Source organism: Thiobacillus thiophilus (genome assembly GCF_055378705.1).
In genome coordinates this window covers 2,390,467-2,413,798 of record NZ_AP042404.1, presented here as the reverse complement: position 1 = coordinate 2,413,798, position 23,332 = coordinate 2,390,467, and the positions used below count along the sequence as shown (strand labels likewise).

The following is a 23,332-nucleotide window of genomic DNA, read 5'->3' as shown; positions in this document are numbered from 1 at the left end:
CGTCCCCGAATCAGGCTTGTGCCATCCTGGCGGCCAGCCCGGCATCCAGCACGGCACTTTCGCGCTTGCCCTGGCGGATGGTCATGAACATGTTGACCATCATCAGCACAGTGCCGGTGAGGAAGAACATGCCGCCAATAGCGCGCATCGCGTAGAAGGGCATCATCGCCACCACCGATTCGACGAACGAGTATTGCAGGTTGCCGAACTCGTCGAATGAGCGCCACATCAGGCCCTGGGTGATGCCGGAAATCCACATCGCAACGATGTACAGGACGATGCCGATGGTGGCGAGCCAGAAGTGCGCTTCAACCATTTTGTTGCTGTAGATCCGGGTGCCCCACAAGCGCGGAATCATGTGGTACAGCGAGCCGAAGGTGATCATCGACAGCCAACCCAACGTGCCGGAATGGACATGGCCCACCGTCCAGTCGGTGTAGTGCGACAGCGCGTTGACTTCCTTCAACGACATCATCGGGCCTTCGAAGGTCGACATGCCGTAGAACGACAGCGCCACGATCATGAAACGCATGATCGGGTCGGTTCGAAGTTTGTCCCAGGCGCCCGACAGGGTCATGATGCCGTTGATCATGCCGCCCCACGAGGGCATCAGCAGCAGGATGGAGAACGCGGCCGCCAGCGAGGAAGTCCAGTCCGGCAGTGCAGTCCAGTGCAGGTGGTGTGCGCCCACCCACATGTACATGAAGGCCAGCGCCCAGAAGTGGACGATGGACAGACGATAGGAATAAATCGGGCGGCCAGCCTGCTTGGGCACAAAGTAATACATCATGCCGAGGAAGGCCACGGTCAGGAAGAACCCTACCGCGTTGTGGCCATACCACCACTGGGTCATCGCGTCCTGGGTGCCGGCAAACAGGCTGTAGGACTTCATCGAGAACAGGTTGATGGGCATCGCCAGGTTGTTGAAGGTATGCAGCAGCGCGGTCGCCAGAATGAAAGCCAGATAGAACCAGTTGGCCACATAGATGTGCGGCTGCTTGCGGCGCATGATGGTGCCGACGAACACCACGAGATAAGCAACCCACACGACCTCGATCAGGATGTCGATCGGCCACTCCATTTCGGCATATTCGCGCGCCTGGGTATAGCCCAGCATGTAGCTGATGTCGGCCAGCGCGATGATCGCCATCCAGCCCCAGAAAGTGAAGCTGGCCATGCCGTCCGAAATCAGGCGGGTCTGGCAGGTGCGCTGGACGACGTAATAGGAGGTGGCAAACAGCGCCGAGCCGCCGAAGCCGAAGATCACCGAGGTGGTGTGTACCGGACGGAAGCGCCCGAACGAGAAATACGGGCTGTCGAAATTCAGAAATGGCCAGGCCAGTTCGGAGGCGATGTATACGCCGACAGACATGCCGATGACCGCCCAGACAAGCGACATGACGGCAAACTTTTTAACGATGTCAAAGTTGTACTGCTCTGCACCGGAATACGTTGTGACCGCCATCGACCGCTCCTGTTGTACCCGAAATAGTGACTGTCTTTAAACCAGTAACTGTACTTGGTATAAATCGCGAAAGCGTCGCATTATAAGGAAGCCACTCTCCGCCCGCAAGCAGGCCGGCACGGATCAGGACGCCGCCAGCAAGGTCCTCAAATCCTGGGCGATGGCGTCAGGGCCGCTGCCATAAGGTATAAGCAGCCGTAAATTCCCTTTCCGGTCATAAACATAGGTGCCGGCGCTGTGGTCGATCAAATAGTCGTCCGCAGCCTTCACCGCGGTCTTTTGATAGACCACTTTGTACTCTTTCACCAGCTGTTTCAGCGCCGCCTCATCGGTATACATCCCTAGAAAGCCCGGATTGAAGGCCGGCACGAACTGCTTCAGCAACTCCGGGGTGTCGCGTTGCGGGTCCACCGTAACGAAGATCACCTGCACCTGTTCGGCCTGCGGTCCGAGTTGCTGCAGTGCTGCCGCAAAATCCGACAGTGTGGTGGGGCAGACGTCCGGGCAATGGATGTAGCCAAAGAAAATGGCCACCGCCTTTCCTTTGAAATCCGCCAGAGTCCGCACCTGCCCATGATGGTCGGTCAGCCTGAAGTCCCGCGCGAAGGTAGCCCCGGTGATGTCGGTCGCCAAAAATGACGGGGGCTGCGAGGCGGGCTGGCAGCCGGCCAGCGTGAAGGCCGCCATGACGCAGGCGGCAAGGAGCCAGCTTTTCATACGTTGGCCTTTCATATGTTGGCCTGCTCGAACAGCATCCCGGGAACGTCGGCGAGGCGGTACTTGCCGGTTTCGACCGCCTGGGCCAGTTTTCCCAGCGTGGTGTCCTGCAGCATTTCGATGATCTTCATCTTCACCGGCACCCAGCGGAAATGCAGCGGGCAGGCGGTTTCATCGCTGCATTTCTTGAGTCCCAGCATGCAATTTTCGGTGAACGTCGGGCCTTCGGTCAGCAGCAGGATTTGCATGAGCGTGATGTTGTCGCCATTTTCGCGCAGGCAAAAACCCCCCAGACGGCCACGGGAGGAAATCAGCAGGTTGCCCTTGGCCAATCCCTGCAGGATTTTGGCGAGATACGGCGCGGGCACGCCGAGCTGCGCGGCGACATCCTTGTTCAGCACGGGCGTGGTGCTCGACTGGGTGGCCATATAGATCAGTGCCTGTACGGCATATTGACTGGTTCGGGAGAGGATCATCTCGTGCTCTTGCGAGTGAATTGGCTCAATATAAAACAATCCTGTCCGAATATCCAGTTAGAGACCTGATTTCCCCATACAAATCAAATGGATATTGGCCGCAATGCACGGGCAAATGACTTCGTTCCCATCGCCTGCGCCGCCGTGGCGCGCGCTGACGACCAGCGGCACGAGAACCCATGCAGCCCGAATCAGGTTCGGGTCATCGTCGGCTATTCAGGCAAACTCAGCCATTGCAGCGCCGCCCCTGAAGCGCTTTCTTCATGAAGAAAGCGCTGTACACCCAGACACGGATCGGGCAGCCGCGCGCGCAGCGCGGCAATATTCTCGGTCTGGCGGGCCATTGCCGGGTCGATGTGATTGCCCACCCAGCCGGCCCACGGCAGCTGCCGCCGGGCAATCGACTCCGCAGTCAGCAGCGCATGGTTGAGGCCGCCCAGACGCAGGCCCACCACCAGCACGACCGGCAGGCTCAGGCGCTGCGCCAGGTCCGCCATGTCGTCGCACGCGTTCAACGGCACCCGCCAGCCGCCCGCACCTTCGACCACCACCACGTCTGCCGCAGCAGCAAGCCGCCCATACGCCGCGTCGATGACATCCAGATCGATCCGCACACCGGCCCGCTCTGCGGCAATATGCGGCGCAACCGGTTCGGCAAAGGCATAGGGATTGACATCGCGCAGGTCGGCATCGACGTTGGCCGCCCGCAGCAGCGCAGTCACATCCCCGTTCAGTTCGCCCGGCGCGCTGCCTGCCGACACCGGCTTCATCGCCGCCACGCGCAGGCCGCGCGCGCGCAGGGCATGAATCAGCGCGAGCGCCACCCGCGTCTTGCCGACGCCGGTATCGGTGCCAGTGACGAACAGGCCTTTCACCCCCGGCCCAATTTCTTTTTACGTTCACCGATGGCGAACTCGATCACCTGACGTCCGTCTTCGCGCCGCGTCTTGTCGCCTGCCCAGGCATGGCCATAGACCACTTCGAAGGTAGCCGGCAGGCGGCCTTCCAGCCGTTGCGATTCATACGCCTGCTCCAGCCGCGCCCATGCCGATTTGCCGAACAGGCCACGCCGGCGCGCCGCCGCGGCATTGTGCGCACCGATGCCCTTGAGGTCGCGCATCAGGCTTTTGAGGTCGGCGTAGGTCAGCGTCAGCATGTCCATTTCCATCACCGGGCTGGCGAAGCCGGCGTGGATCAGCATGTCGCCGATGTCGTGCAGGTCGACGAAGCGATTGACATGCGGCGCATCGTCGATGGCCGTGAATGCCGCGCGCAATTCCTTCAGCGTGTCGGGGCCGAAGGTGGCGAAGATCAGCAGGCCGCCCGGCGCCAGCACCTGGTGGAAGCCCTTGAGGGTGGCCTCAAGATCGTGCGCCCACTGCAGCGCCAGGCTCGACCAGACGAGGTTCATGCTGTTGGGCGCCAGCGGAAGTCGTTCCATGTCGGCGCACAGCAGGTGGGTGAGGCTTGAGGAATCGGGGCTCAGACGTTGCAGGGCACGCTGCGTCCAGGTCGGTTGCGGCAGGCGCGCACGCGTCGCGAAAAGCATGGCCGGGGCGACGTCGAGGGCGCAGCATTCGGCCTCCGCATAGCGCGACCGCAGATGTGCCAGACCATAGCCGGTGCCGCTGCCGACATCGAGCACGCGGCCCGGCTGCAGGGTCATGTAATCAAGCCGCTCAAGCAGGCGGTCGCATACCTCGCGCTGCAGCACCGCGTGCGCATCGTAGCTGGCGGCGGCATGGCCGAAGGCGCGCCGCACTTCGGCGAAATCGAGTTCGCCTGCCGGTTTGGGCATTGCGTTTGGATCAACCATGGGCAAAGCGTCCGATCGCCACCGCCACCTCTTCGCCGTGCGACAAGTGCGGCGCATGCGCGGCGCGGGGAAACCCGATGTGCTGCGCGGCTGGCAAGGCCTCGGCCAGCCAGGTGCCGGCGGCCGGCGGGGTCAGCGTGTCGAGGGCGCCGTGCAGCACCAGGGTCGGCGACGTCAGCTGCGGCAGTTCCGCGCGCAGATCGGTGTCGCGCAGGATCGCCAGCCCGCCTGCCAGTGCCGAGCTGCTGGCGGCGGGCGCCGCCAGCAGCGACTGCCGCAGTTGCTGCAGCAGCGGCTTCTGCCCGTTCATGCCGCGCGTCTGCAGGCTCAAGAAGCGCAGCAGCGTGGTCTGCGGATCGGCCAGCAGCGCCGCACCGAAATCCTGCAGGTCGGCAGGCGCCAACCCGCACGGCCAGTCCTCCGCCACAACGAATTTCGGGGTCGCTGCCAGCAGCACCAGGCGCGCGATCTTGTGCGGATGGTCAAGCGCCGCGCGCATCGCCACCTGGCCGCCGAGCGACCAGCCGAGCAGCGTGGTGCCCTCCGGCAAGCGTTGCGCCAGATCGTCGGCCCAGCCCTGCAGGGTGTTGTCGACCGCGTCAGCGCGTCCGCCGTGTCCCGGCAGGTCGAGCGCACGCACGTCGAACGTGTCAGCCAGCAAAACGGCCAGCGCGTCGAACACGCGGGCATTCATGCCCCAGCCGTGCACCAGCGCGAGGATGGGTTTAGACGAGGTCATGCAGCGCCCCGATCAATTGATCGACATCGCCGGCGCTGTGCGCGGCCGACAGGGTGATGCGCAGCCGCGCCGTGTCGGCCGGCACCGTCGGCGTGCGGATCGCGGGCACCAGCAGGCCGCGCGCGCGCAGGGCCTGCGACAGCTGCACCGCGCCCGCATTGGTACCGATCAGCAGCGGCTGGATCGGCGTATCCGACGGCATCAGCGAGCCGTGCTTCAAGCCGGCCAGCCCTTCGCGCAGCTGCGCTATGCGGCTGCGCAAGCGCTCGCGCCGCGCGTCGCCCGTCCCGATCTGGCGCAGACTCTCGATCAGGCACGCGGCCAGCAGCGGCGGTGAGGCGGTGGTGTAGATATAGGGACGTGCCTTCTGGATCAGCCAGTCGATCACATTTTCATGCGCCGCCACCGCCGCACCCGCCACGCCGGCCGCCTTGCCGAGCGTGGCCAGATAGATCACGCGGTCGCTGGAACGGGCACGCTCCGTGAGGCCGCCCCGGCCGTCGTTCAGCACGCCGAAGCCGTGTGCGTCGTCGAGATACAGCCAGGCATCGAAGCGCTCGGCCAGATCGAGCAGCGCGTCGATCGGCGCAATATCACCGTCCATGCTGAACACCAGGTCCGACACGATAATTTTGTCCTGCACCCGGCTTACTGCCAGTTGGCCCTCGAGTTGCGCCAGGTCGTCGTGACGGTAGCGGGCAAAACTCGCACCGGACAGCTGCGCGGCATCGACCAGCGAGGCGTGATTGAGCTTGTCGCCGAACACTCCGCCTTTGCGGGCTGCCAGCGCAGTCAGCACGCCCAGGTTGGCCATGTAGCCGGTGGAAAACAAAAGCGCCGCGGGCTTGCCGACGAAGCGCGCGAATGCGGTCTCGAAGTCGTGGTGGAAACGGTGGTGACCGGTAATGAGATGCGCCGCGCCCGCGCCGACGCCGCACGCATCGAGCGCGGCGTGCGCGGCGGCAACCAGCGCCGCATCGGCGGCCAGGCCGAGGTAGTCGTTGCTGCAGAAAGAAATGACGTGCTGGCCGTCGATGGTGACATGCACGCCCTGCGTGCCGTCGAGCACCAAGCGCCGCCGTTCGAGATGATCGTCCTGCAACGCCGCCAGCCCCTGCTGCAGGCGGCTCAGCGCGGCGAAGCTCACAACGAGGTCAGTCCCAGCGCTTCGAACAGACGCTGGTCGCGTTCCCATTCGGGGTTGCCGGTGGTGAGCAGCTTGTCGCCGTAGAAAATCGAATTGGCGCCGGCGAGGAAGCACAGCGCCTGCATCACGTCGCTCATCTGCTGGCGCCCGGCAGACAGTCGCACCAGGCTTTTCGGCAGGGCGATGCGGGCCACCGCGATGGTGCGCACGAATTCCAGCGGTTCGAGCGCCTCGGCATCGGCGAGCGGAGTGCCCTCGACCCGCACCAGCAGGTTGATCGGAACCGATTCAGGCTGCGGGTCGAGCGCGGCCAGCTGCGCGATCAGGCCGGCGCGCTGGGTGCGCGACTCGCCCATGCCGACGATCCCGCCGCAGCACACGTTGAGGCCAGCCTGGCGCACGCGTTCAAGCGTGTCGAGCCGATCCTGGTAGTCGCGAGTGGTGATGACGTCGCCATAGAAATCGGGCGCGGTGTCGAGGTTGTGGTTGTAGTAGTCGAGGCCGGCCGCCTTCAGCTGCTCGGCCTGCCCATCCTTCAGCATCCCCAGCGTGGCGCACGTCTCCAGCCCCAGCGCCTTCACCTCGCGTACCATTTCGACCACCGATTCGAGGTCGCGCGGTTTCGGTCCGCGCCAGGCCGCGCCCATGCAGAAGCGCGAAGCGCCGGCGGCCCTGGCGGCGCTGGCGGCCGCCCGCACGTCATCCAGCTTCATCATCGGCTGCTTGTCCACCCCGGCGTCGTGGTGCGCCGACTGCGGGCAGTAGCCGCAATTCTCGGAACAGCCTCCGGTCTTGATCGACAGCAGCGTGGAGAGCTGAATCTTGTTGGGATCGAAGCGGTCGCGATGCACTTTCTGCGCCTGGTACATCAGGTCGGCAAACGGCAAGGCGAATAGCGCCTCGATCCCCGCCATCGACAGCCGCGCAGCGGGCTGAGTCATATCATTCATTTCCTTCCACCTCGATGGTCATGTCCTGCCACGGTTCGCGCGCGGCCTTGTAAATATCAAACAGCGCCCACGGCACGATGATTGCTACCGCCAGCCCCAGCACCAGCATCAGCCCCAGCCAGCCATCAAGCAGGCCGTAGATCGCCGGGCCGATCACCAGCAGGCTGCCCATCACGCCATAAAACCGGTAGCCTGCCCACTTGTTGAAATGCACCGTACGCGGGTTGGGGTGATGGGCGATGCCGGCATAGACAAAAATCGATCCGGCCAGCCAGATCATCAGTGGCGGCAGCGACATCACGATGGGCAAAAAACCGACTTTCTGGCTGGCGAGCAGCTTGCCCAGCAGCAACGCGGTCAGCGAAATCAGCATCGCCGCGACGGTGATGAGGTTGAACAGCTGTGCGGCAAAACGGGAGGACGAAGCGGAGATGACGCGTTTTACATTCATGGCCCGGATTTTCGCGGGAGGCACCGCCCCTGTCAAATTGGGGAGGCCCCAAAATTGAACATCGGATTAATTTTTAGGCAGCTCGTCCCTTCCACCTGCCTGCTGTGCGGCGTGACAGCGGGAACCGGCCCCCTGTGCAACGCCTGCCTGGCCGACCTGCCCTGGCACCGGCAGCCGCAGTGCCCGCGCTGCGCCATTCCCACGCCCGACGGCCAGGTGTGCGGCGCCTGCCTCAAGCATCCGCCCGCGTTCGACCGCAGCCATGTCGCGCTGGCCTATGCGTTTCCGCTCGACCGCCTGATCCCGCGCCTGAAATACAGCGGCCGGCTCGCCATCGCCCCGGCACTGGGCGAATGTCTTGCGGCGAGCGTGGCCTCCGGCCCCAGGCCAGACTGCCTGATCCCCATGCCGCTGCATGCAAAACGCATCCGCGAGCGCGGCTTCAACCACGCCACCGAGATCGCACGCGAGGTGGCGAAGCGGCTCGATCTCCCGCTCGACACCGACAGCTGTCAGCGCATCCGCGACACCCCGCCGCAGACGGGCCTGAAACACGATGCGCGGCGACACAACGTGCGCGGCGCGTTCGTCTGCACGGGCGACGTTCGCGGGCGGCGCATCGCCCTGATCGACGACGTGATGACCACCGGAACCAGTCTCGACGAGCTGGCAAAAACCCTGAAACAGGCTGGCGCGCTGGAAGTGGAAACCTGGGTGGTGGCGCGAACCCTAGCGCCGGGCGAGGCCGCCTGAAGCCCATAACCGAGAGGAAAAACTCGCGGTGAGGGCGCCGCTGCATGGTGGTTGCCGCGTTAGCGGCTTCGTGCGCAACCCCCTTGCGGGTGCTCCGCCAGCCGGGAACGGCTATCGTGCAGATACGCTCAGTCGTAAATCTCTTCCACTGCGAAAATCCGCCGGTGTTCGCGCATGGCGTAGCGGTCGGTCATACCGGCGATGTAATCGGCCACCGCGCGCGCGCCTTCGAGCGATTCACGCGCCTGGTGTTCGGGCGGCAGCAGGCGCGCATCGCCGATGAAGGCGGTGTAGAGGTCGGTAATGATGCGCCCCGCCTTGCTGCTCATGCGCGCCACCTTGTAATGGCGGTACAGGTGATGCAGCAGAAAGCGCTTGAGTTCACGGTGCTCGTCAAGCAGCGCCGGACTGAACGCCGCCAGCGGCGGCGCGGCGCGCACCTCGGCCAAGGTCTGCACGCCGCTGCGCTCGATGTTCGTTCGCGTGGTACTCACCAGGTCGAGAACCAGCGTGTTGATGATGCGGCGCACGGTTTCGGTCACCTCACGGCGGCCATTCAGCGCCGGGTATCTGGCGCGGACCTCATTCAGGTGGCGGGTGAAGATCTGCACGCCGGATAGCTGCTCCAGCGTGATCAGGCCCGAGCGCAGGCCGTCGTCGACGTCGTGGTTGTTGTAGGCGATCTCGTCGGCCAGGTTGGTAATCTGCGCTTCGAGCGAGGGCTGCTGCTTGTTCAGAAAGCGCGCGCCGAGGTCCCCGAGCTTTTCGGCATTGGTGAGCGAGCAATGCTTGAGAATGCCCTCGCGCGCCTCGAAGGTGAGGTTCAGGCCGTCGAACTCGGCGTAGCGCTCTTCCAGCAAATCGACCACGCGCAACGATTGCAGGTTGTGCTCGAAGCCGCCGTGCTCGTGCATGCAGGCGTTCAGCGCATCCTGTCCGGCGTGGCCGAACGGCGTGTGGCCGAGGTCGTGCGCCAGCGCCACTGCCTCCGCCAGGTCTTCGTTGAGGCTCAGCAGGCGGGCAATGGTGCGGGTGATCTGCGCCACTTCGAGGCTGTGGGTAAGCCGCGTGCGAAACAGGTCGCCCTCGTGGTTGACGAACACCTGGGTCTTGTATTCCAGCCGCCGGAACGCGGCGGAATGAACGATGCGGTCGCGGTCGCGCTGAAATTCGGAGCGCGGCGTGGCGGGCGCCTCAGGATGCAGACGTCCACGGGTCTGGCTGGAGTGCGCGGCGTAGGGCGCAAGCGAATCCATCAACGTTCCTTTATTGTGGCGCAGTCAGCACGCCGGCCAGCACGCCGGTCGGCACATCGCCGGTGATCACCGCCTCGCCAAGCTTCTTCAGCAGCACGAAGCGCATTTTCCCGCCCTCGACCTTCTTGTCGTGGCCCATGTATTCCAGATACGTGTCGACGCCCAGATCCGGCGCCACGTCCGGCAGCCCGGCGACACGGATCAGCGCGCGGGTGCGTGTGACGTCCGCCTCAGTCAGCCAGCCCATGCGCTGCGACGTTTGCGCCGCCATCACCATGCCCGCGGCCACCGCCTCGCCGTGCAGCCAGTTGCCGTACCCCATGCCGGTCTCGATCGCGTGGCCGAAGGTATGTCCAAGATTGAGAATGGCGCGGATGCCGCCTTCGCGCTCGTCCTGCCCCACCACCTGCGCCTTGATTTCGCACGAACGGTAGATTGCATGGGTGATCGCCGCCGGGTCGAGCGCGCGCAGTTGCTCCATGTTGGCTTCCAGCCAGGCCAGGAATTTCACGTCCCGGATCAGGCCATATTTGATGACTTCGGCCAGCCCCGCCGACAGTTCGCGCGGCGGCAGCGTCTTCAGCGTGTCGGTATCGGCCAGCACCAGCTTCGGCTGGTAGAACGCACCGATCATGTTCTTGCCGAGCGGATGGTTGATTCCGGTCTTGCCGCCCACCGACGAATCGACCTGCGACAGCAGCGTAGTCGGAATCTGGATGAAGGGCACGCCGCGCTGGTAGCTCGCCGCCGCGAAGCCGGTCATGTCGCCGATCACCCCGCCGCCCAGCGCGATCAGCGTGGTCTTGCGCTCGGCGCGGTCGGTCAGGAGCGCATCGAAAATCAGGTTCAGCGTTTCCCAGTTCTTGTAGGCCTCGCCGTCCGGCAGCACCACCTGTGCCACGGTCACCCCGCCGCTCTCCAGCGTTGCCGTCAGGTGCGCCAGGTACAGCGGCGCCACCGTGGTGTTGGTCACCACCATCACACGTTTTTGCGCCAGATGCGGCAGGATCAACTCGGCCCGATTCAACAGGCCAGCACCGATGTGGATGGGGTAGGAGCGGTCGCCGAGGTCGACGGTAAGCGTTTGCATGAATTTCGGACAAGTGAGCGTGACGGTTGATTGTAACCAAAGCTGGACGACTATCGCTGTTGCCGCACTGCACTTGACCGGGAGCCATCTACACATTCACAGCGGCACCGAAACGACCGGCATCTTTCATTCCGCCACAGTTTGCAGAAAGATTGAACGGCGATTTCTGCCGTTACCGGAATGGGGGTGCAGGCGTGCTCGGGCAGCGCCACCCGCAGATGGAACTCATCGCGGCGGACGACGGCTCGACCGCTGGCTCGACCGAAATCCTGCAACGTCTGGCTGCCGAAAACTCCGAGCGCATCACCCTCATCTACCAGAACGACAGTGGCCTTTTGCCGTGCGCAATGCAGCGCTCGCCCACGCCAACGGCAACTACATCGCCTTTCTCGACGCCGACGACACCTGGCAGCCGGATGACCGGCTGTCGGAGGAGGGGGTAAGTGCCCTGGAGCGCCTGAGGGTATCCGGCAGGCGGGCGATCCTGGTCACGGGTCGCCAGCTCGACGATCTGCTGACGGTCTGTCCCTGCGCGCAACTGTTCGACCTCGTCGCCGAAACGGTGCGATCGTCTATGATCCCGCAAGCAGGGAAGAAACGCGACTCGCCAATCCGCCGTTCAAACTGCCGATACAGAACCTGCAGGCGCGCGGCGTCACGCCGCTTGAGATCGGACAGGTGCTGGTTGCAACCCATGCGTCGCATCGCGCGACCGTCCAGGACGTCATCTGGGAACTCGGCCTGGAGGCCCAGGTGATCGGCAATCGCGGCGCGGTGATGGTGCTTCCGGCCGGCGTCAACAAGGCGACGGGGCTCGAGTACGCACTGCGCGAACTGGGGCTTTCGCGCCACGAGGTGGTGGGCGTCGGCGACGCGGAAAACGATCATTCGTTTCTGGAACGCTGCGAATGCGCCGTGGCGGTGGCCAATGCGGCGCCGTCCATCAAACAGATCGCTGCCTTCGTGACGGCGGCCACGAACGGCAACGGCGTCGTCGAACTGATAGACGAGCTGATCGCCAACGATTTGCGCCGACTGCATGGTGCGCTTCCGCGACACTGGATTCTGCTCGGGAAACGCACGGACGGCAGCGCCGTGCAGCTTTCTCCCTACGGCCACAACATACTCGTAGCCGGCCCTTCCGGCAGCGGCAAGTCGACGCGCGCCGCCGGTATCATCGAGCGGCTCATCGACAAAGATTATCAGGTCTGTATCGTCGACCCGGAAGGCGATTACGGAACCCTGCGCGACGTCGTGGCGCTCGGCAACCAGTGGCGCGCGCCGAACGTCAACGAGGTGCTGTCGATCCTCGAGGATCCCAAGATCAATCTCTCCGTCAATCTGCTCGGCATCCCGCTGGACGACCGGCCGGATTTTTTCGCGCAACTCATTCCGAACCTGCAGGCCATGCGCGCCCGAACCGGGCGGCCGCACTGGCTGGTCGTGGACGAGGCGCACCACATGCTACCCGGCACTTGGGGACACGCAGCATCCGTACTGCCGCAACGACTCCACGAGACCCTCCTGGTCACCGTGCATCCCGAACATGTGGCCCCGGCCATTCTCGCGCCGATCGACGTCGTTGTGGCTATCGGCGATACGCCCGAACAGACCCTGGAGGAATTTGCCCGAGCGACGGGACAAACGATTGTCTGGCCCGTGGATCTGGTCTACCAGGCGGATCGCGTGTCGTGTGGCTCGGCGAGGACGGGCTGCCACCGTTCGCGATGCAGGCACGCCGCGGGCGGGCCGAGCGGATCCGTCACCACCGCAAGTACGCGGAAGGCAACTTGCGTTGGCACAGTTTCTATTTCCGCGGCCCCGACAACCGTCATAACCTGAAAGCGCAGAACCTCGTCGTTTTCCGCCAGATCGCGCAGGGTATCGACGAGCCGACCTGGCTGTACCATCTGCACTGCGGCGATTACTCGCGCTGGTTCCGCTACGCGATCAAGGACGATTTTCTCGCCGACGAGACGGCGCGCCTCGAACATCGCGCCGATCTCGAACCGTGGCAAACACGGCAGATGATCGAAGAATTGATAAATGCCCGTTACACGCTGCCGGAGTAGCCTCGAAAACCGTCGTTGAACGCTTTGCGGAGGCGCATCAAAAACGATAGATCGCGGCGGCGCCGGTTTGCGTTGGCATCCGTTCGGCCGGAACGATCACGACTTCGCCGCCGGTCTTGAGCACGCGCTCGCCGAGATCGTCGAGCACATCGTCAACTTCCGGGTGATCCAGATCGCCGGCGGTGATTCTGCCGCTTGTCGCATCGATGCTTCCGGGAATCAAGCGGTCGGCTTCGATCAGCAGCGTTGCGATTCGCCCGGCGATGGCGGCCTTGGCAAGCTCGCCAAGCTCATCCGCCCCCAGGCCATTTGCTGCTGCCGTGCCATATGCTTCCACAAAACCGGCCAGCCGCTCGAGGTAATACGGTTGCACCAGCTGCCATGCGCGTTCACGCAGCGCATCGATCGACAAGTCATCCGGGTGAACGTCGATCGCCTCTTTCATCAAAAACGGGTTGCGGCTGATGCTGCGAAACCGATGATGGTGCTCGGGCAGTGCCGCCAGTATCAGGCGCATTCCCGAGGGTTGCGAACAATGCTGCAATACCGCCTGGTCAACCGCACGGAAGAACCGATCGATGTCCCGGGCTGCGGCATCCTGCTTGACATCGGTGCCGTGCCATGTGGCGCCTCCGGCAGGGCCATACGCGCGATGGGCGCCTTCACGGCCATCGGCGTCCTTGCCCGGCAGTTCGCCTGCCGTTTGCGGTACCCCCTCGATCGGCAATATCTCGTCCAGCGCGTCGCGATTGCCCTCGTAAACCTTGAACGCGTTGCGGCTCAGTGCAAGGACCTGATAGCGGTCGGCCGACTGCGCGATGCGCATCAGCGGTTTGGTATGGAAACTGTCGGCGACAACCACCAGTTCGACAACCGGGCGTTGCAGCCGGTACACGCGGAACAGCCCGGGCGCGCTCAGCACCGCGAGTCCGTCCGCGGTGTGATTCCAGAAAGCCCGGTTTTCGGCCAGGGCCTCGAATGGCTGCAGAAGCGGTTTGATTTCCCGCTTCGGATATTTTTGACGCAACGATTCCTCCATCGTTTTCACGAGGTTGCGAAAGCGGATGGGATCCTGTGTATTGTCCGGATGTTGTCTGTGTGTCGGTTGATACAGGGACAGACAAGGCGCTTCATGGCTGCCGGAAAGAATGGCCGGGTAATCCTGTGCAAGTGAATTCATGGTCGTGGCACCTCCAATAAGCTGCTGCAAGGCGATGCCGCTAGTGCTGCACGCCGGTTCAATGAGGGAACAAGCGTGGGTTACGTTCGATGAATTTGCGTATCCAGGCTTCGATGAACGATTGCTCGCGCTGCGTCATGTGCCACCCGCCCAAAGCGCTGATTGTCAGGGCACCCAGCGCATTGACGATCATGTCCCACATCGTGTCGGTCAGGCCCGATGGATCGCCGAGCATGGGCTTTTGCATGTTGGTTCCCACGATCTGGTCCATCGCGAATTCAAAGACCTCCCACAGCGTGCCGACCGTCACGGCGAATAAAAACGCGAACAAGGCCATGAAACGCGGTCGCATATGGATATCGATGCGTTCGTCCGCATTGAGCACGTAAACCAGCAGAAAACCGAGAATCCCCATCAACAGACCCGAACTGGTGTGCAGGGCGATATCCCACCACCAGAACCGCATGTAGTAGCTGTGGATTTCCCCCAGAAACAGCGCCGCGAAGGCGAATAGCACAGCCAGCACCTGAAACTCTGGCGGGATATGCACATGGAAGCGGCGGCCGATCACCGCAGGCGAAAACATGACCGCCATGATCGCCATCACCAGAAACGCATTCATCCACTGTCTCTCGCGGAATACCAGCAGCAGTTCCACCGCCATGATGGCCTGGAGGGCAATCAGAATCCCCCGGTGGATACGCGCGGGCAAATCGGCCGTGTTTTTCTCCGGGGCCGGCGGTTGGGAGAGACTGTCCATTCTGCTCGATATCTGTGGGGCAATGACCGGCCTGCAGGGCGTCTGTGTATCCCGGTATTTCGCAACGCGATCACATCGCAATACTCATGATTTCTCGAGTATAGGCCACGAGTTCCACATGGCAATGTGTCTTCTCGGCGCTGCGACAACGCGCCGTGATCCAGGCGTGGGACGCCGGTCAAACGCTATCGGATGCAATCGGTATACGGATCCATTTCCCGATTGCGGTCACTGTGCCGTATCCCGGATTCAGACTATTCTCTGACACCCTGTGGGTGGCAGATCAGGACGTCGCAGGCCGCAGTTTGCAGTACCCGCTGTGCGACGCTGCCAAGCAGCGCCCGCCGGACCAGGCTCGTGCTGCCGGGACCCAGCACGATCAGGTCACTTGCAGATTTCGCATCGCCCGGACGAGAGATTTTGCTGGATCGCTGGCGACCACCCGTGTCGTAACTTAGCATCGAGCGATGGGCCAACTGTTCCGACATGTCGCGCATGGATGTATCCGGGTTGCGCTTTAGCGGCGGAATTCGCCAGCGCGCTCAGGCTGGTAGACGACCTCCACGAGGCGCACCTTCATCACGCCGCCTCCCGGCCTGGGCCACTCGATTTGTTCGCCCGCGGACAGTCCCAACAACGCGCTGCCGACCGGGGCGAGGATCGAAATACGGTCGGCGCTGCCATCGATGTCCTGCGGGTAGACCAGCGTCAGGCAAAATTCCTCCCCCGATTCGAGGACAAAACGCACCTTGCTGTTCATGGTCACCACATCGGACGGCACATCCTCTGGCTCGACGACTTCGGCGCGATCGAGTTCCGCCAGCAACTCTTTCTTCCCCGGAAAAGTCTCCTCCGGCAGCGTATCCAGAATCGTCTCCAGGCGATCGAGGTCCAGTGACGTCAAAATAATTCCTGGTCGTTTTTCCATCAGATGGTCTCTCTATTTAATGGGTTCATTTCAGGCGACCCGATTCAGCCAGCCTGACCAAAGCCCGCGCCCGCATGGATGCGCTTCGTAATCCGGATTTTTGCAGTGGTATAGGAGTGATCCGTCAGTGTATCGCGGCTGGTTTCGCCGGTCTGGACGGCGTACTGGGCTGAAAACATTGACAACATGGGTAGGCACCGCTCGTTTTCTTCGGTGCCGCAATGTATGACCATGATGCTACCACACCGCCCTCTGCTTTCGGCACCACTCCGCTCTGCCTGGCCGCGGTCGGGATCGGACCACTTTCTATTGATATAGCGCATGCAAAACAAGCACCGCAAATCCGGTGCGGAAAGTCCGGAGCGTCGTGCCGCGGCAGTCTGTCTGTTCGACCCTGAAACTTCAAGCACCACGAAACCGGCCGACAACGGGTCTCCGTAATATTCGACGCCCCGGGCGGACATCAAGCCAGGCGCGGCATTGTAGGTTGCTGGACGCGCGCAATTATTCCATACTCGTTTTGTGCGTCTGCCCAGAGACATCCCTAGCAGGATTGCTGATTTTCAACGTGAACGAGATGTGTCATTCAGAAAATGAAACAAATTTTGGTGGCAACAGACTTCTCTCGATACGCGAACATCGCACTCGACCGGGCAGTGCTGCTGGCGATCGAGCATCAGGCGGCGCTTGAAATCCTTCATATCATCACGCCGGCATCGGTAGACGCGCTCTGCAATTTCTTGCCCGACTCTCGTCAGGCCGTCGAAGAAAATCTCACCAATTCCTTTTATTCGCAGCTTTACGATTTTGTCGACCGGGTGGATTCGGAGCGACCCATAACGATCCTGCCCCGCGTCAAGGTCGCCGAAGTCGAAGCTGGCATTATCGAAGCGGCGGCGTCCTGCAATGCGGATCTGATTGTCCTCGGAAGCCACGGCGAACATTTTGCCAATGAACTGTTTGTTGGGACGACTGCGGAGAATATCCTCGCCAGGGAAACGCGGCCGGTTTTGATCGCCAAGCAAAAAGCCGACGCGCCCTATGCCAAGATCGGTGTCGCCGTAGACCTCACCGAGCGGTCGGCCGTCACGATCCGCAAGGCGGATGAACTGGCGCCGAATGCAACGATCAGCCTGTTGCACGCCTTTCAGGCACCGAATCCCGAGCAGCTCCGCCAGCTCGGCGCGTCCGAGGAGCAGATCAAGCGTTCCCGTTCGGAATTCTACGATCATGCCGTTCAGGAAGTCAGCAAACTGGCCGACGAATGGGAAAGCAGCCGTATTTCGCGGGTGATTGAAATGGACTACCCGCCGGCCATGATCCGGCGCTGGACGGAGAAGCTCCATTTCGACCTCATTGTGATGGGCAAGCATGGCGGGCGACTGGGCAGCGTTGTCAGGCACGTCCTGCACAACAGTGCGTGCGACATCATGATTGTCGGGTGAGCCGTTCCGGACACAAGCAGGCTGCCTATTGAACAGCCATCAGGGAAGCATCATGCCGCGGATGGTGTAGAACAGTATGGCGGCCATAAGGGCGGAAACCGGCACCGTAATCAGCCACGCGGCCACGATGCGCATCAGTGCGGAACGCTTGACCAGCTCCTGGCGGTAGATGTTTTTCAGACCCTTGCGCTCCTTCTTGGTCAGGTGGCTTTCTTCGACGGCCTGTTTGCTTGCCTTCAGTCGCGCGAGCATGGCGCCCTTCTCCTCGAAATCGGCGGCGTGGAATTTTTCCAGATAGGCCTCCACGACTTTCCGGTCACGCCCTTCGTGGTGTTCCTCGATGGTTTCGATCATCCGCCCGTAATTCGCCTTGATGTATTCGCGCAGGAAGCCGACGCCGAATATCGCGCCCACCGCGACGTGGGTGGAACTGACCGGCAGCCCCAGTTGCGAGGCGAGAATGACGGTAATGGCCGCTGCCATGGCAATACAGAAACCGCGCATCTGATCCAGTTCGGTAATACCCGACCCCACGGTTTTAACCAGTTTGGGGCCATACAGCGCCAGGCCGAGCGAAATGCCGATGGCGCCCACCAGCAGTACCCAGAGGGGAATGGCGGCCTTGGCGACGACCGCCCCGTGCTCGATCGCTTCATTGATGGCGGCCAGGGGACCAATCGCGTTGGCGACGTCGTTGGCGCCATGCGCGAAACTCAGCATGGCTGCAGAAAAGATCATTGGGAGGGTGAAAAGCGTGTTCACCCCCTGCTTTTTGTTTTCCAGACGCACGGAGACGGTTGCCACGCTCGATCGCGTGATGGCATAGGTGACCACGGCGAAACCGGTCCCGATCAGCGCAGCTGTGCCAAAGCCCACTTTCCATATCTGCTTCAGCCCCTTCATCACCAGATAGGTGCTGAAGGCCCAGGCCATCAGCGCCAGCAGGAGAGGCACTATTTTCCTGGCGGCCTGCAGCATGTCGGGCTTATAGGTGATGGTACGCTTGATCAGGTAGAGAAAGCCGGCGGCGATCACCCCGCCCAGTGCCGGAGAAATGACCCAGCTTGCGACGATCTGTCCCACCTCGCCCCAGTTGGCGATGCCCGGTCCACCGGCGGCGACGCCGGCGCCCAGCACCCCACCGACGATGGAATGGGTGGTGGAGACCGGCGCCCCGGCTGCCGTAGCGATGTTGAGCCAGAGCGCGCCGGCGAGCAGGGCCGCGGTCATCAGCCAGATGAAGACATCTATGTCGGCGATAACCTCGGGGTTGATGATCCCGCTTTTGATGGTGCTCACCACGTCACCGCCCGCGATGATGGCGCCGGCCGCCTCGAAGATGGCCGCGATAAAGATCGCACCGGTGAGGGTGAGCGCCCTGGAACCCACTGCCGGGCCAATGTTGTTGGCCACGTCGTTGGCGCCGATGTTGAGCGCCATGTAGCCGCCGATCATCGCCGCGACCATCAGGGAGTAATTGATTTCGCCGCCGCGCATGGCGATGAACAGGATGATCCCCACCAGGAAAAGCAGGGCTGTGCCCATCCGGAGTCTTTCCCGCCGCCCCTTGTTGGCGGCCTGTTCCAGCTCCAAGAATTTGTCGAGTTCCATGCTGCTACCGGCTTCCGCTTTTTTGAGTTAACCGGAATGTAACAAATGTCGGGGGAAAAGGCCCCGCAAGCAGGCGTGGGGGCGAATGCATCGCTGCGCGAATGCCATGCCAAACATAAGTTTGCGAACCGTGTCGGTTCTCGCTGGTGGGCATTGCCGGTCAGAGCGGACCTGAACTTCTATCCGATTAAATAATTGGACATTCCGTTCCATTCGCGTTTCTGGAGTTTCCGTGTTGATGCAACGCCTGACCGCCGCCGCCGCACTGATGCTGCTGTCGATCACTGCCATGCACGCACTGTTTTTGCCGAAAATACTAGACAACCAGTTGATTCTCAATAATTATTTGCGGGTGAAACCCCCTTTGATTCACGAGAAGCGTCGGCGGATGTCCCGCCTTCCAGAAGTCGCGTGTCATGGTTGTCTCCGTAGGGTTTCAGGCGCTGCAGGAACAGGCGGGGCGCTGCACGCCGCCGGCGAAGTCCAGCCACACGCGGCCGTTCTCGACCCGCACGGGGAATTCGCGCGCGCAGCCCAGGTCGGGCGCCACCGCCTGCCCGGAATCGAGCTCGACGTTCCAGCCGTGCATCGGGCAGGTCACCCTGCGGCCGTGCACGATGCCCTGCGACAGCGGTCCGCCCTTGTGCGGGCAGCGGTCTTCCAGCGCGAAGATTTCGTCGTCGTCGGTGCGGAACACGGCAATGTCCAGGCTGCCGTGGCGCACCACGCGGGCGCCGAGGGGGGGGATGTCGTTCACATCCAGGATGTCGGTCCAGTTATTCATGTTCTGCTCTTTCTTCAGGTTCTTCAGGCGGTGACGGTTTCGAATTCATGCTTGAGCTTGCCGTCCCTGGCGCGCTCGACCCACGGGTCGCGCTCGACCGACAGCGCGAACAACAGATGCTCGTACAGCGCGCGGCGGTTGTCGGCGTCGTCGAGGATTTTCTTCTTCACGTAGTCAAGACCCACACGCTCGATGAAGTGCACGGTGCGGTCGAGGTAGCGCGCTTCCTCGCGGTACAGCTGCAGGAAGGCGCCGGTGTATTCCAGCACCTCGTCGGCAGTTTTGAGCTTGACCAGGAACTGCGCGACTTCGGTCTTGATGCCGCCGTTGCCGCCGACGTAGATTTCCCAGCCTGAATCCACACCGATGATGCCGATGTCCTTGATCGCGACTTCGGCACAGTTGCGCGGGCAACCGGACACCGCGAGCTTGACCTTGTGCGGTGCCCACATCTTGAAAAACGCCTTTTCCAGGTCGATGCCCATCTGGGTCGAATTCTGCGTGCCGAAACGACACCATTCCGAACCGACGCAGGTCTTCACCGTGCGCAGCGCCTTGCCGTAGGCATGGCCGGAAGGCATGTCGAGATCGGCCCAGATCTTGGGCAGGTCTTCCTTCTTGATGCCGAGCAGGTCGATCCGCTGGCCGCCGGTGACATGCACCGCCGGCACCTTGTATTTGTCCGCCACATCGGCGATGCGGCGCAACTCGGCCGGCGTCGTGTTGCCGCCCCACATGCGCGGGATCACCGAATAGGTGCCGTCTTTCTGGATGTTGGCGTGGGCACGTTCGTTGATGAAGCGCGACTGCGGATCATCCTCGGCCTCGCCCGGCCAGGTGGAGATCAGGTAATAGTTGAGCGCCGGCCGGCAGCTGGCACAACCGTTGGGCGTGCGCCATTCCATGAAGGTCATCACCTGGGGAATCGTCAGCAGCTTGTTTTGCCGGATTGCCGCGCGGGCTTCTTCATGGGTGTAGTCGGAACAGCCACACATCGACTTGGCCTTGGTGGCGGGAGAATAATCGCCGCCCACGGTAACCGCCAGAATCTGCTCGACCAGGCCGGTACACGAACCGCACGAAGCGGAGGCCTTGGTGTGCTTGCGCACGTCTTCCAGCGTGAACAGGCCCTTCTCACGAATCGCCTTGACGATGTCGCCCTTGCACACGCCGTTGCAGCCACACACCTCCATGTCGTCGGTCATCGTGGCGGCCTTGTTGACGCCACCGTGGCCGAGGTTGCCGCAATGGTCCTGACCGAACATCAGATGGTCGCGCAATTCGCTGACGTTCTTGCCGTCGCGCAGCAACGAGAAGTACCAGGCGCCGTCGACGGTGTCGCCGACCATCACGCCGCCGACCAGCTTGTCGTCCTTGATGACGAGTTTCTTGTAGACGCCGCCGAGCGGGTCGGAATAGAGGATCGCCTCGGTGCCCTCACCGCCGCTGAAGTCGCCGGCGGAAAACAGGTCGATGCCGGTGACCTTGAGCTTGGTCGAGGTGATCGAACCCTGGTAGCGGCCGATGCCGTACTGCGCCAGGTGGTTGGCGCACACCTTGGCCTGCTCGAACAAGGGCGCGACCAGGCCGTAGGCGATGCCGCGATGCGCGACACATTCACCGACGGAATAGATGCGCGGGTCGAAGGTCTGCATGGTGTCGTTGACCACGATGCCGCGATTGCAGTGCAGCCCGGCGGATTCGGCAAGATCGGTGTTGGGGCGGATGCCGACCGCCATCACCGCCAGCTCGGCGGGGGCGGAATCGCCGTCCCTGAACGTGATTGCGGCGACGCGACCCGACGCACCCGCAACCAGTTCGGCCGTCTGCTTCTGTAGCAGGAACTTCATGCCCTTTTCTTCCAGGCTCTTCTGCAACAGGCGCGCGGCGGGCTCGTCAAGCTGGCGCTCCATCAGCCACGGACCGAGGTGCACCACGGTTACGTCCATGCCACGCTTCATCAGGCCATTGGCGGCCTCCAGCCCGAGCAGGCCGCCGCCGATGATGACGGCATGCCGATACTGGCTGGAGGCCTGCACCATGGCATCGACGTCGGCAATATCGCGAAAGCTGATCACGCCCGGCAGGTCGGCGCCCGGCACCGGCAGCAGGAAAGGATTGGAACCGGTGGCGAGCAACAGACGGTCGTATTCGGCACGGGTGCCGTCTTCGGCTTCGACCACACGCGCACGGCGGTCGATTTTCACCACCTTCTTGCCCATGTGCAGGGTGATATTGTTTTCGCTGTACCAGTCGAGCGGATTCAGCACGATGTCATTCATCGTCTGCTCGCCCGCGAGCACCGGTGACAACAGAATGCGGTTGTAGTTGGGGTGCGGCTCGGAACCAAACACGGTGATGTCGTAGAGTTTGGGGGCCAGCTTCAGCAGCTCTTCCAGTGTGCGCACACCGGCCATGCCATTGCCGACCATCACCAGCTTCATCCTGGGACCCTTGTCCATGGAGGCACTCATATCCATCCCGTTACTCCAAACATAAACGCTTAAAAATGATGCCCAGAAAATACTTAAATCTGTACTCAGCAACGGCTGTGCCAGCTTGAAGTACTCATCCAAGCATTTGTTTTTACGTCAACTTAATGCTCAGGCCGGAAGCGGGACAGCTCTACGTGCACCATCAAGGTGCTGCGATGAATGACGTGCACCGAATTCACGCAGCCGCCCGGCCAAAGCCGTTGATTGCGGTGATCGCGCGCGTCTGATTGAGGTCTTCGGTGTGGCCAGCGGCATACAGACACACCGCCAGCTGATTGCGAACAGGCAAGGGCAAAACCGTGTGATCGCGCATGACATTGCCAATCCATGTACCGGTTGCACGGGCATCCAGCTCGGGCAGATTGCCATGAGAAGGTGAGTGCGCCTGCGCTTCGTAGACGCGCTGCGATTGGCCGTCCTGCACCAGCACCATGTCCGGTCGCTGTTGCGGATCGGCAAAGGCTTCACCTTCGCAGTCTTGCAGCATCAAGGCATGTCCGCCCAGGGCTTCAAGCACGACTTGTGTCGTCGCCAGGCTCACATATTCTCTGCATTCAGGATCACAATCCCAGTTCTCCCTGCCCCGCATCGTGCGAAGGGGATTCATCGCGCTGCATGCGCGGCCTGGCTTCCCGCCGCTGGCCCGTCATGGCTTCGATCTTTGTATAGAAGCGGGAATCGCCCAATGGCTGGTTCTGGCTGAGCGCCAGCCGGATGTCGTCAATGGCTTTGCTGCCCAGCTGCGACCGAAACAGGTCACGATAAGCCGCCTGCCTTTCCGTGTCGTCCCGCCCAATCGCCCGATAAAGCGGATATGGTGTCAGGTAAGGGTTGACCTGCCCCAGCGCATTATGGCGATAGCTGGTCCAGCGGTAGTGGGCAGGGTCATCGGCCATGAACCTCTTCATACAGGGTGATCGATCGGCCATCACAGACCACGGAGGCGCGCAGCCAATGCCATTGCATGTCCGCCGTCAGACTGGACCAATCCACTACGATCAAGCGCTGCGGCAAGCCCGTTAGCCATTGCCGCGTGAGCGCGGCATAGAGGTCGAAACGGTGCGCGTCGAGATGACGATTGCCCAGCAGCCGATCCACGCATTTGACGCGATGGCGCACGCTGATTGTGCGGGGGTGCCAACAGCCGGGGCAACGAGGCCAAGCGCATGTCCGTTGACTGAAAACACCACTACATCA

The 23,332-nt window shown here is 62.4% G+C and carries 26 protein-coding genes and 1 pseudogene; 5 read left to right on the top strand and 22 right to left on the bottom strand.

All coding sequences use genetic code 11. The features are described 5' to 3' along the window. Positions 1-10 precede the first annotated feature (10 nt). The 9 genes from ccoN to ACZ41T_RS11850 all read right to left on the bottom strand — a co-directional run bounded on the left by ccoN (position 11) and on the right by ACZ41T_RS11850 (position 7,761). The gene (gene ccoN, locus ACZ41T_RS11890) at positions 11-1,465 is read right to left on the bottom strand and encodes a cytochrome-c oxidase, cbb3-type subunit I (protein WP_464921606.1); all 1,455 of its coding nucleotides are present in this window, start codon (positions 1,463-1,465) and stop codon (positions 11-13) included. A gap of 123 nt (positions 1,466-1,588) precedes the next feature. Next, positions 1,589-2,182, bottom strand: a complete 594-nt coding sequence (locus tag ACZ41T_RS11885; RefSeq protein ID WP_464921605.1) for an SCO family protein — start codon at positions 2,180-2,182, stop codon at positions 1,589-1,591. Positions 2,183-2,193: 11 nt separating this feature from the next. After that, entirely contained in the window at positions 2,194-2,658 is a 465-nt protein-coding gene (locus ACZ41T_RS11880) for an RrF2 family transcriptional regulator (RefSeq protein ID WP_464921604.1), read from the bottom strand. Between the two features lie 212 nt (positions 2,659-2,870). Beyond that, a complete protein-coding gene (gene bioD / locus ACZ41T_RS11875) occupies positions 2,871-3,533 on the bottom strand; it encodes a dethiobiotin synthase (protein WP_464921603.1) in 663 nt (220 codons plus the stop codon). Further along, positions 3,530-4,456: a malonyl-ACP O-methyltransferase BioC gene (gene bioC, locus ACZ41T_RS11870; protein ID WP_464921602.1), complete on the bottom strand. Its 927-nt coding sequence runs from the start codon at positions 4,454-4,456 to the stop codon at positions 3,530-3,532. Before bioC ends, bioD begins: the two co-directional genes overlap by 4 nt. Positions 4,457-4,466: 10 nt before the next feature. Continuing rightward, positions 4,467-5,213 (bottom strand): pimeloyl-ACP methyl ester esterase BioH, encoded by a 747-nt coding sequence (gene bioH, locus ACZ41T_RS11865; protein WP_464921601.1) that lies wholly within the window; start codon positions 5,211-5,213, stop codon positions 4,467-4,469. Next, entirely contained in the window at positions 5,200-6,360 is a 1,161-nt protein-coding gene (locus ACZ41T_RS11860; protein WP_464921600.1) for an aminotransferase class I/II-fold pyridoxal phosphate-dependent enzyme, read from the bottom strand. Before ACZ41T_RS11860 ends, bioH begins: the two co-directional genes overlap by 14 nt. Further along, complete coding sequence (bioB, locus tag ACZ41T_RS11855; protein ID WP_464921599.1) at positions 6,357-7,310, bottom strand: biotin synthase BioB; 954 nt, start codon at positions 7,308-7,310, stop codon at positions 6,357-6,359. The genes ACZ41T_RS11860 and bioB overlap by 4 nt, the downstream gene beginning before the upstream one ends. Continuing rightward, positions 7,303-7,761 carry a hypothetical protein gene (locus tag ACZ41T_RS11850; RefSeq protein ID WP_464921598.1) on the bottom strand — a complete coding sequence of 153 codons (459 nt, stop codon included), beginning with the start codon at positions 7,759-7,761 and terminating at the stop codon, positions 7,303-7,305. Before ACZ41T_RS11850 ends, bioB begins: the two co-directional genes overlap by 8 nt. 54 nt (positions 7,762-7,815) lie before the next feature. Between ACZ41T_RS11850 and ACZ41T_RS11845 the strand changes: the two genes are divergently transcribed. After that, positions 7,816-8,514, top strand: a complete 699-nt coding sequence (locus tag ACZ41T_RS11845; RefSeq protein WP_464921597.1) for a double zinc ribbon domain-containing protein — start codon at positions 7,816-7,818, stop codon at positions 8,512-8,514. A gap of 128 nt (positions 8,515-8,642) precedes the next feature. Here ACZ41T_RS11845 and ACZ41T_RS11840 read toward each other — a convergent pair whose 3' ends face one another. Further along, positions 8,643-9,770: a deoxyguanosinetriphosphate triphosphohydrolase gene (locus ACZ41T_RS11840; protein WP_464921596.1), complete on the bottom strand. Its 1,128-nt coding sequence runs from the start codon at positions 9,768-9,770 to the stop codon at positions 8,643-8,645. A 10-nt stretch (positions 9,771-9,780) separates the two neighbouring features. Beyond that, a complete protein-coding gene (aroB, locus tag ACZ41T_RS11835) occupies positions 9,781-10,860 on the bottom strand; it encodes a 3-dehydroquinate synthase (RefSeq protein WP_464921595.1) in 1,080 nt (359 codons plus the stop codon). 218 nt (positions 10,861-11,078) lie between these two features. On the opposite strand from aroB, the pseudogene ACZ41T_RS11830 reads away from it, so the two are divergent. From ACZ41T_RS11830 to ACZ41T_RS11820, 3 genes and pseudogenes are all read left to right on the top strand, one after another. Further along, positions 11,079-11,617 (top strand): annotated as a pseudogene (locus tag ACZ41T_RS11830) (glycosyltransferase family A protein). Next, positions 11,539-12,702, top strand: a complete 1,164-nt coding sequence (locus tag ACZ41T_RS11825; RefSeq protein ID WP_464921594.1) for an HAD-IIB family hydrolase — start codon at positions 11,539-11,541, stop codon at positions 12,700-12,702. The pseudogene ACZ41T_RS11830 and the gene ACZ41T_RS11825 overlap by 79 nt, the downstream one beginning before the upstream one ends. Continuing rightward, positions 12,651-12,932 (top strand): hypothetical protein, encoded by a 282-nt coding sequence (locus ACZ41T_RS11820; protein ID WP_464921593.1) that lies wholly within the window; start codon positions 12,651-12,653, stop codon positions 12,930-12,932. The genes ACZ41T_RS11825 and ACZ41T_RS11820 overlap by 52 nt, the downstream gene beginning before the upstream one ends. A 37-nt stretch (positions 12,933-12,969) precedes the next feature. On the opposite strand, the gene ACZ41T_RS11815 is transcribed toward ACZ41T_RS11820, so the two are convergent. The 5 genes from ACZ41T_RS11815 to ACZ41T_RS11795 form a co-directional block, all read right to left on the bottom strand. Next, a complete protein-coding gene (locus ACZ41T_RS11815; RefSeq protein ID WP_464921592.1) occupies positions 12,970-14,112 on the bottom strand; it encodes a baeRF3 domain-containing protein in 1,143 nt (380 codons plus the stop codon). Between the two features lie 58 nt (positions 14,113-14,170). Further along, positions 14,171-14,872 carry a DUF2238 domain-containing protein gene (locus ACZ41T_RS11810; protein ID WP_464921591.1) on the bottom strand — a complete coding sequence of 234 codons (702 nt, stop codon included), beginning with the start codon at positions 14,870-14,872 and terminating at the stop codon, positions 14,171-14,173. 254 nt (positions 14,873-15,126) lie between these two features. Then, the gene (locus ACZ41T_RS11805; RefSeq protein WP_464921590.1) at positions 15,127-15,369 is read right to left on the bottom strand and encodes a universal stress protein; all 243 of its coding nucleotides are present in this window, start codon (positions 15,367-15,369) and stop codon (positions 15,127-15,129) included. 20 nt (positions 15,370-15,389) lie between these two features. After that, positions 15,390-15,776 (bottom strand): nucleoside diphosphate kinase regulator, encoded by a 387-nt coding sequence (gene rnk / locus ACZ41T_RS11800; protein ID WP_464921589.1) that lies wholly within the window; start codon positions 15,774-15,776, stop codon positions 15,390-15,392. 68 nt (positions 15,777-15,844) lie between these two features. Continuing rightward, the gene (locus tag ACZ41T_RS11795) at positions 15,845-15,988 is read right to left on the bottom strand and encodes a hypothetical protein (protein WP_464921588.1); all 144 of its coding nucleotides are present in this window, start codon (positions 15,986-15,988) and stop codon (positions 15,845-15,847) included. Between the two features lie 405 nt (positions 15,989-16,393). Here ACZ41T_RS11795 and ACZ41T_RS11790 point away from each other — a divergent pair, with 405 nt between their 5' ends. Next, entirely contained in the window at positions 16,394-17,245 is an 852-nt protein-coding gene (locus ACZ41T_RS11790; RefSeq protein WP_464921587.1) for a universal stress protein, read from the top strand. Between the two features lie 39 nt (positions 17,246-17,284). On the opposite strand, the gene ACZ41T_RS11785 is transcribed toward ACZ41T_RS11790, so the two are convergent. From ACZ41T_RS11785 to ACZ41T_RS11760, 6 genes are all read right to left on the bottom strand, one after another. Continuing rightward, on the bottom strand, positions 17,285-18,856 hold the full coding sequence (locus ACZ41T_RS11785) for an inorganic phosphate transporter (protein ID WP_464921586.1): 1,572 nt from the start codon (positions 18,854-18,856) through the stop codon (positions 17,285-17,287). 436 nt (positions 18,857-19,292) lie between these two features. Next, the gene (nirD, locus tag ACZ41T_RS11780; RefSeq protein ID WP_464921585.1) at positions 19,293-19,640 is read right to left on the bottom strand and encodes a nitrite reductase small subunit NirD; all 348 of its coding nucleotides are present in this window, start codon (positions 19,638-19,640) and stop codon (positions 19,293-19,295) included. Between the two features lie 23 nt (positions 19,641-19,663). Next, positions 19,664-22,120, bottom strand: coding sequence for a nitrite reductase large subunit NirB (gene nirB / locus ACZ41T_RS11775; RefSeq protein ID WP_464921584.1), 2,457 nt, complete (start codon positions 22,118-22,120; stop codon positions 19,664-19,666). Between the two features lie 190 nt (positions 22,121-22,310). After that, a complete protein-coding gene (locus ACZ41T_RS11770; RefSeq protein ID WP_464921583.1) occupies positions 22,311-22,676 on the bottom strand; it encodes a hypothetical protein in 366 nt (121 codons plus the stop codon). A gap of 19 nt (positions 22,677-22,695) precedes the next feature. Beyond that, positions 22,696-23,031, bottom strand: a complete 336-nt coding sequence (locus ACZ41T_RS11765; RefSeq protein WP_464921582.1) for a hypothetical protein — start codon at positions 23,029-23,031, stop codon at positions 22,696-22,698. After that, positions 23,021-23,254, bottom strand: coding sequence for a hypothetical protein (locus tag ACZ41T_RS11760; protein ID WP_464921581.1), 234 nt, complete (start codon positions 23,252-23,254; stop codon positions 23,021-23,023). The genes ACZ41T_RS11765 and ACZ41T_RS11760 overlap by 11 nt, the downstream gene beginning before the upstream one ends. Positions 23,255-23,332: the final 78 nt, after the last annotated feature.

Bases quoted from the DNA above. Each gene is read 5' to 3' on its own strand.
- ACZ41T_RS11885 (WP_464921605.1), bottom strand. From the start codon at position 2,182: ATGAAAAGCTGGCTCCTTGCCGCCTGCGTCATGGCGGCCTTCACGCTG.
- bioC (WP_464921602.1), bottom strand. From the start codon at position 4,456: ATGCCCAAACCGGCAGGCGAACTCGATTTCGCCGAAGTGCGGCGCGCC.
- ACZ41T_RS11790 (WP_464921587.1), top strand. From the start codon at position 16,394: ATGAAACAAATTTTGGTGGCAACAGACTTCTCTCGATACGCGAACATC.
- ACZ41T_RS11765 (WP_464921582.1), bottom strand. From the start codon at position 23,031: ATGGCCGATGACCCTGCCCACTACCGCTGGACCAGCTATCGCCATAAT.
- nirD (WP_464921585.1), bottom strand. From the start codon at position 19,640: ATGAATAACTGGACCGACATCCTGGATGTGAACGACATCCCCCCCCTC.
- ACZ41T_RS11850 (WP_464921598.1), bottom strand. From the start codon at position 7,761: ATGAATGTAAAACGCGTCATCTCCGCTTCGTCCTCCCGTTTTGCCGCA.
- nirB (WP_464921584.1), bottom strand. From the start codon at position 22,120: ATGGATATGAGTGCCTCCATGGACAAGGGTCCCAGGATGAAGCTGGTG.
- ACZ41T_RS11810 (WP_464921591.1), bottom strand. From the start codon at position 14,872: ATGGACAGTCTCTCCCAACCGCCGGCCCCGGAGAAAAACACGGCCGAT.
- bioB (WP_464921599.1), bottom strand. From the start codon at position 7,310: ATGAATGATATGACTCAGCCCGCTGCGCGGCTGTCGATGGCGGGGATC.
- bioH (WP_464921601.1), bottom strand. From the start codon at position 5,213: ATGACCTCGTCTAAACCCATCCTCGCGCTGGTGCACGGCTGGGGCATG.
- ACZ41T_RS11805 (WP_464921590.1), bottom strand. From the start codon at position 15,369: ATGCGCGACATGTCGGAACAGTTGGCCCATCGCTCGATGCTAAGTTAC.
- ACZ41T_RS11840 (WP_464921596.1), bottom strand. From the start codon at position 9,770: ATGGATTCGCTTGCGCCCTACGCCGCGCACTCCAGCCAGACCCGTGGA.
- ccoN (WP_464921606.1), bottom strand. From the start codon at position 1,465: ATGGCGGTCACAACGTATTCCGGTGCAGAGCAGTACAACTTTGACATC.
- ACZ41T_RS11795 (WP_464921588.1), bottom strand. From the start codon at position 15,988: ATGTTGTCAATGTTTTCAGCCCAGTACGCCGTCCAGACCGGCGAAACC.
- ACZ41T_RS11880 (WP_464921604.1), bottom strand. From the start codon at position 2,658: ATGATCCTCTCCCGAACCAGTCAATATGCCGTACAGGCACTGATCTAT.
- aroB (WP_464921595.1), bottom strand. From the start codon at position 10,860: ATGCAAACGCTTACCGTCGACCTCGGCGACCGCTCCTACCCCATCCAC.
- ACZ41T_RS11815 (WP_464921592.1), bottom strand. From the start codon at position 14,112: ATGAATTCACTTGCACAGGATTACCCGGCCATTCTTTCCGGCAGCCAT.
- ACZ41T_RS11785 (WP_464921586.1), bottom strand. From the start codon at position 18,856: ATGGAACTCGACAAATTCTTGGAGCTGGAACAGGCCGCCAACAAGGGG.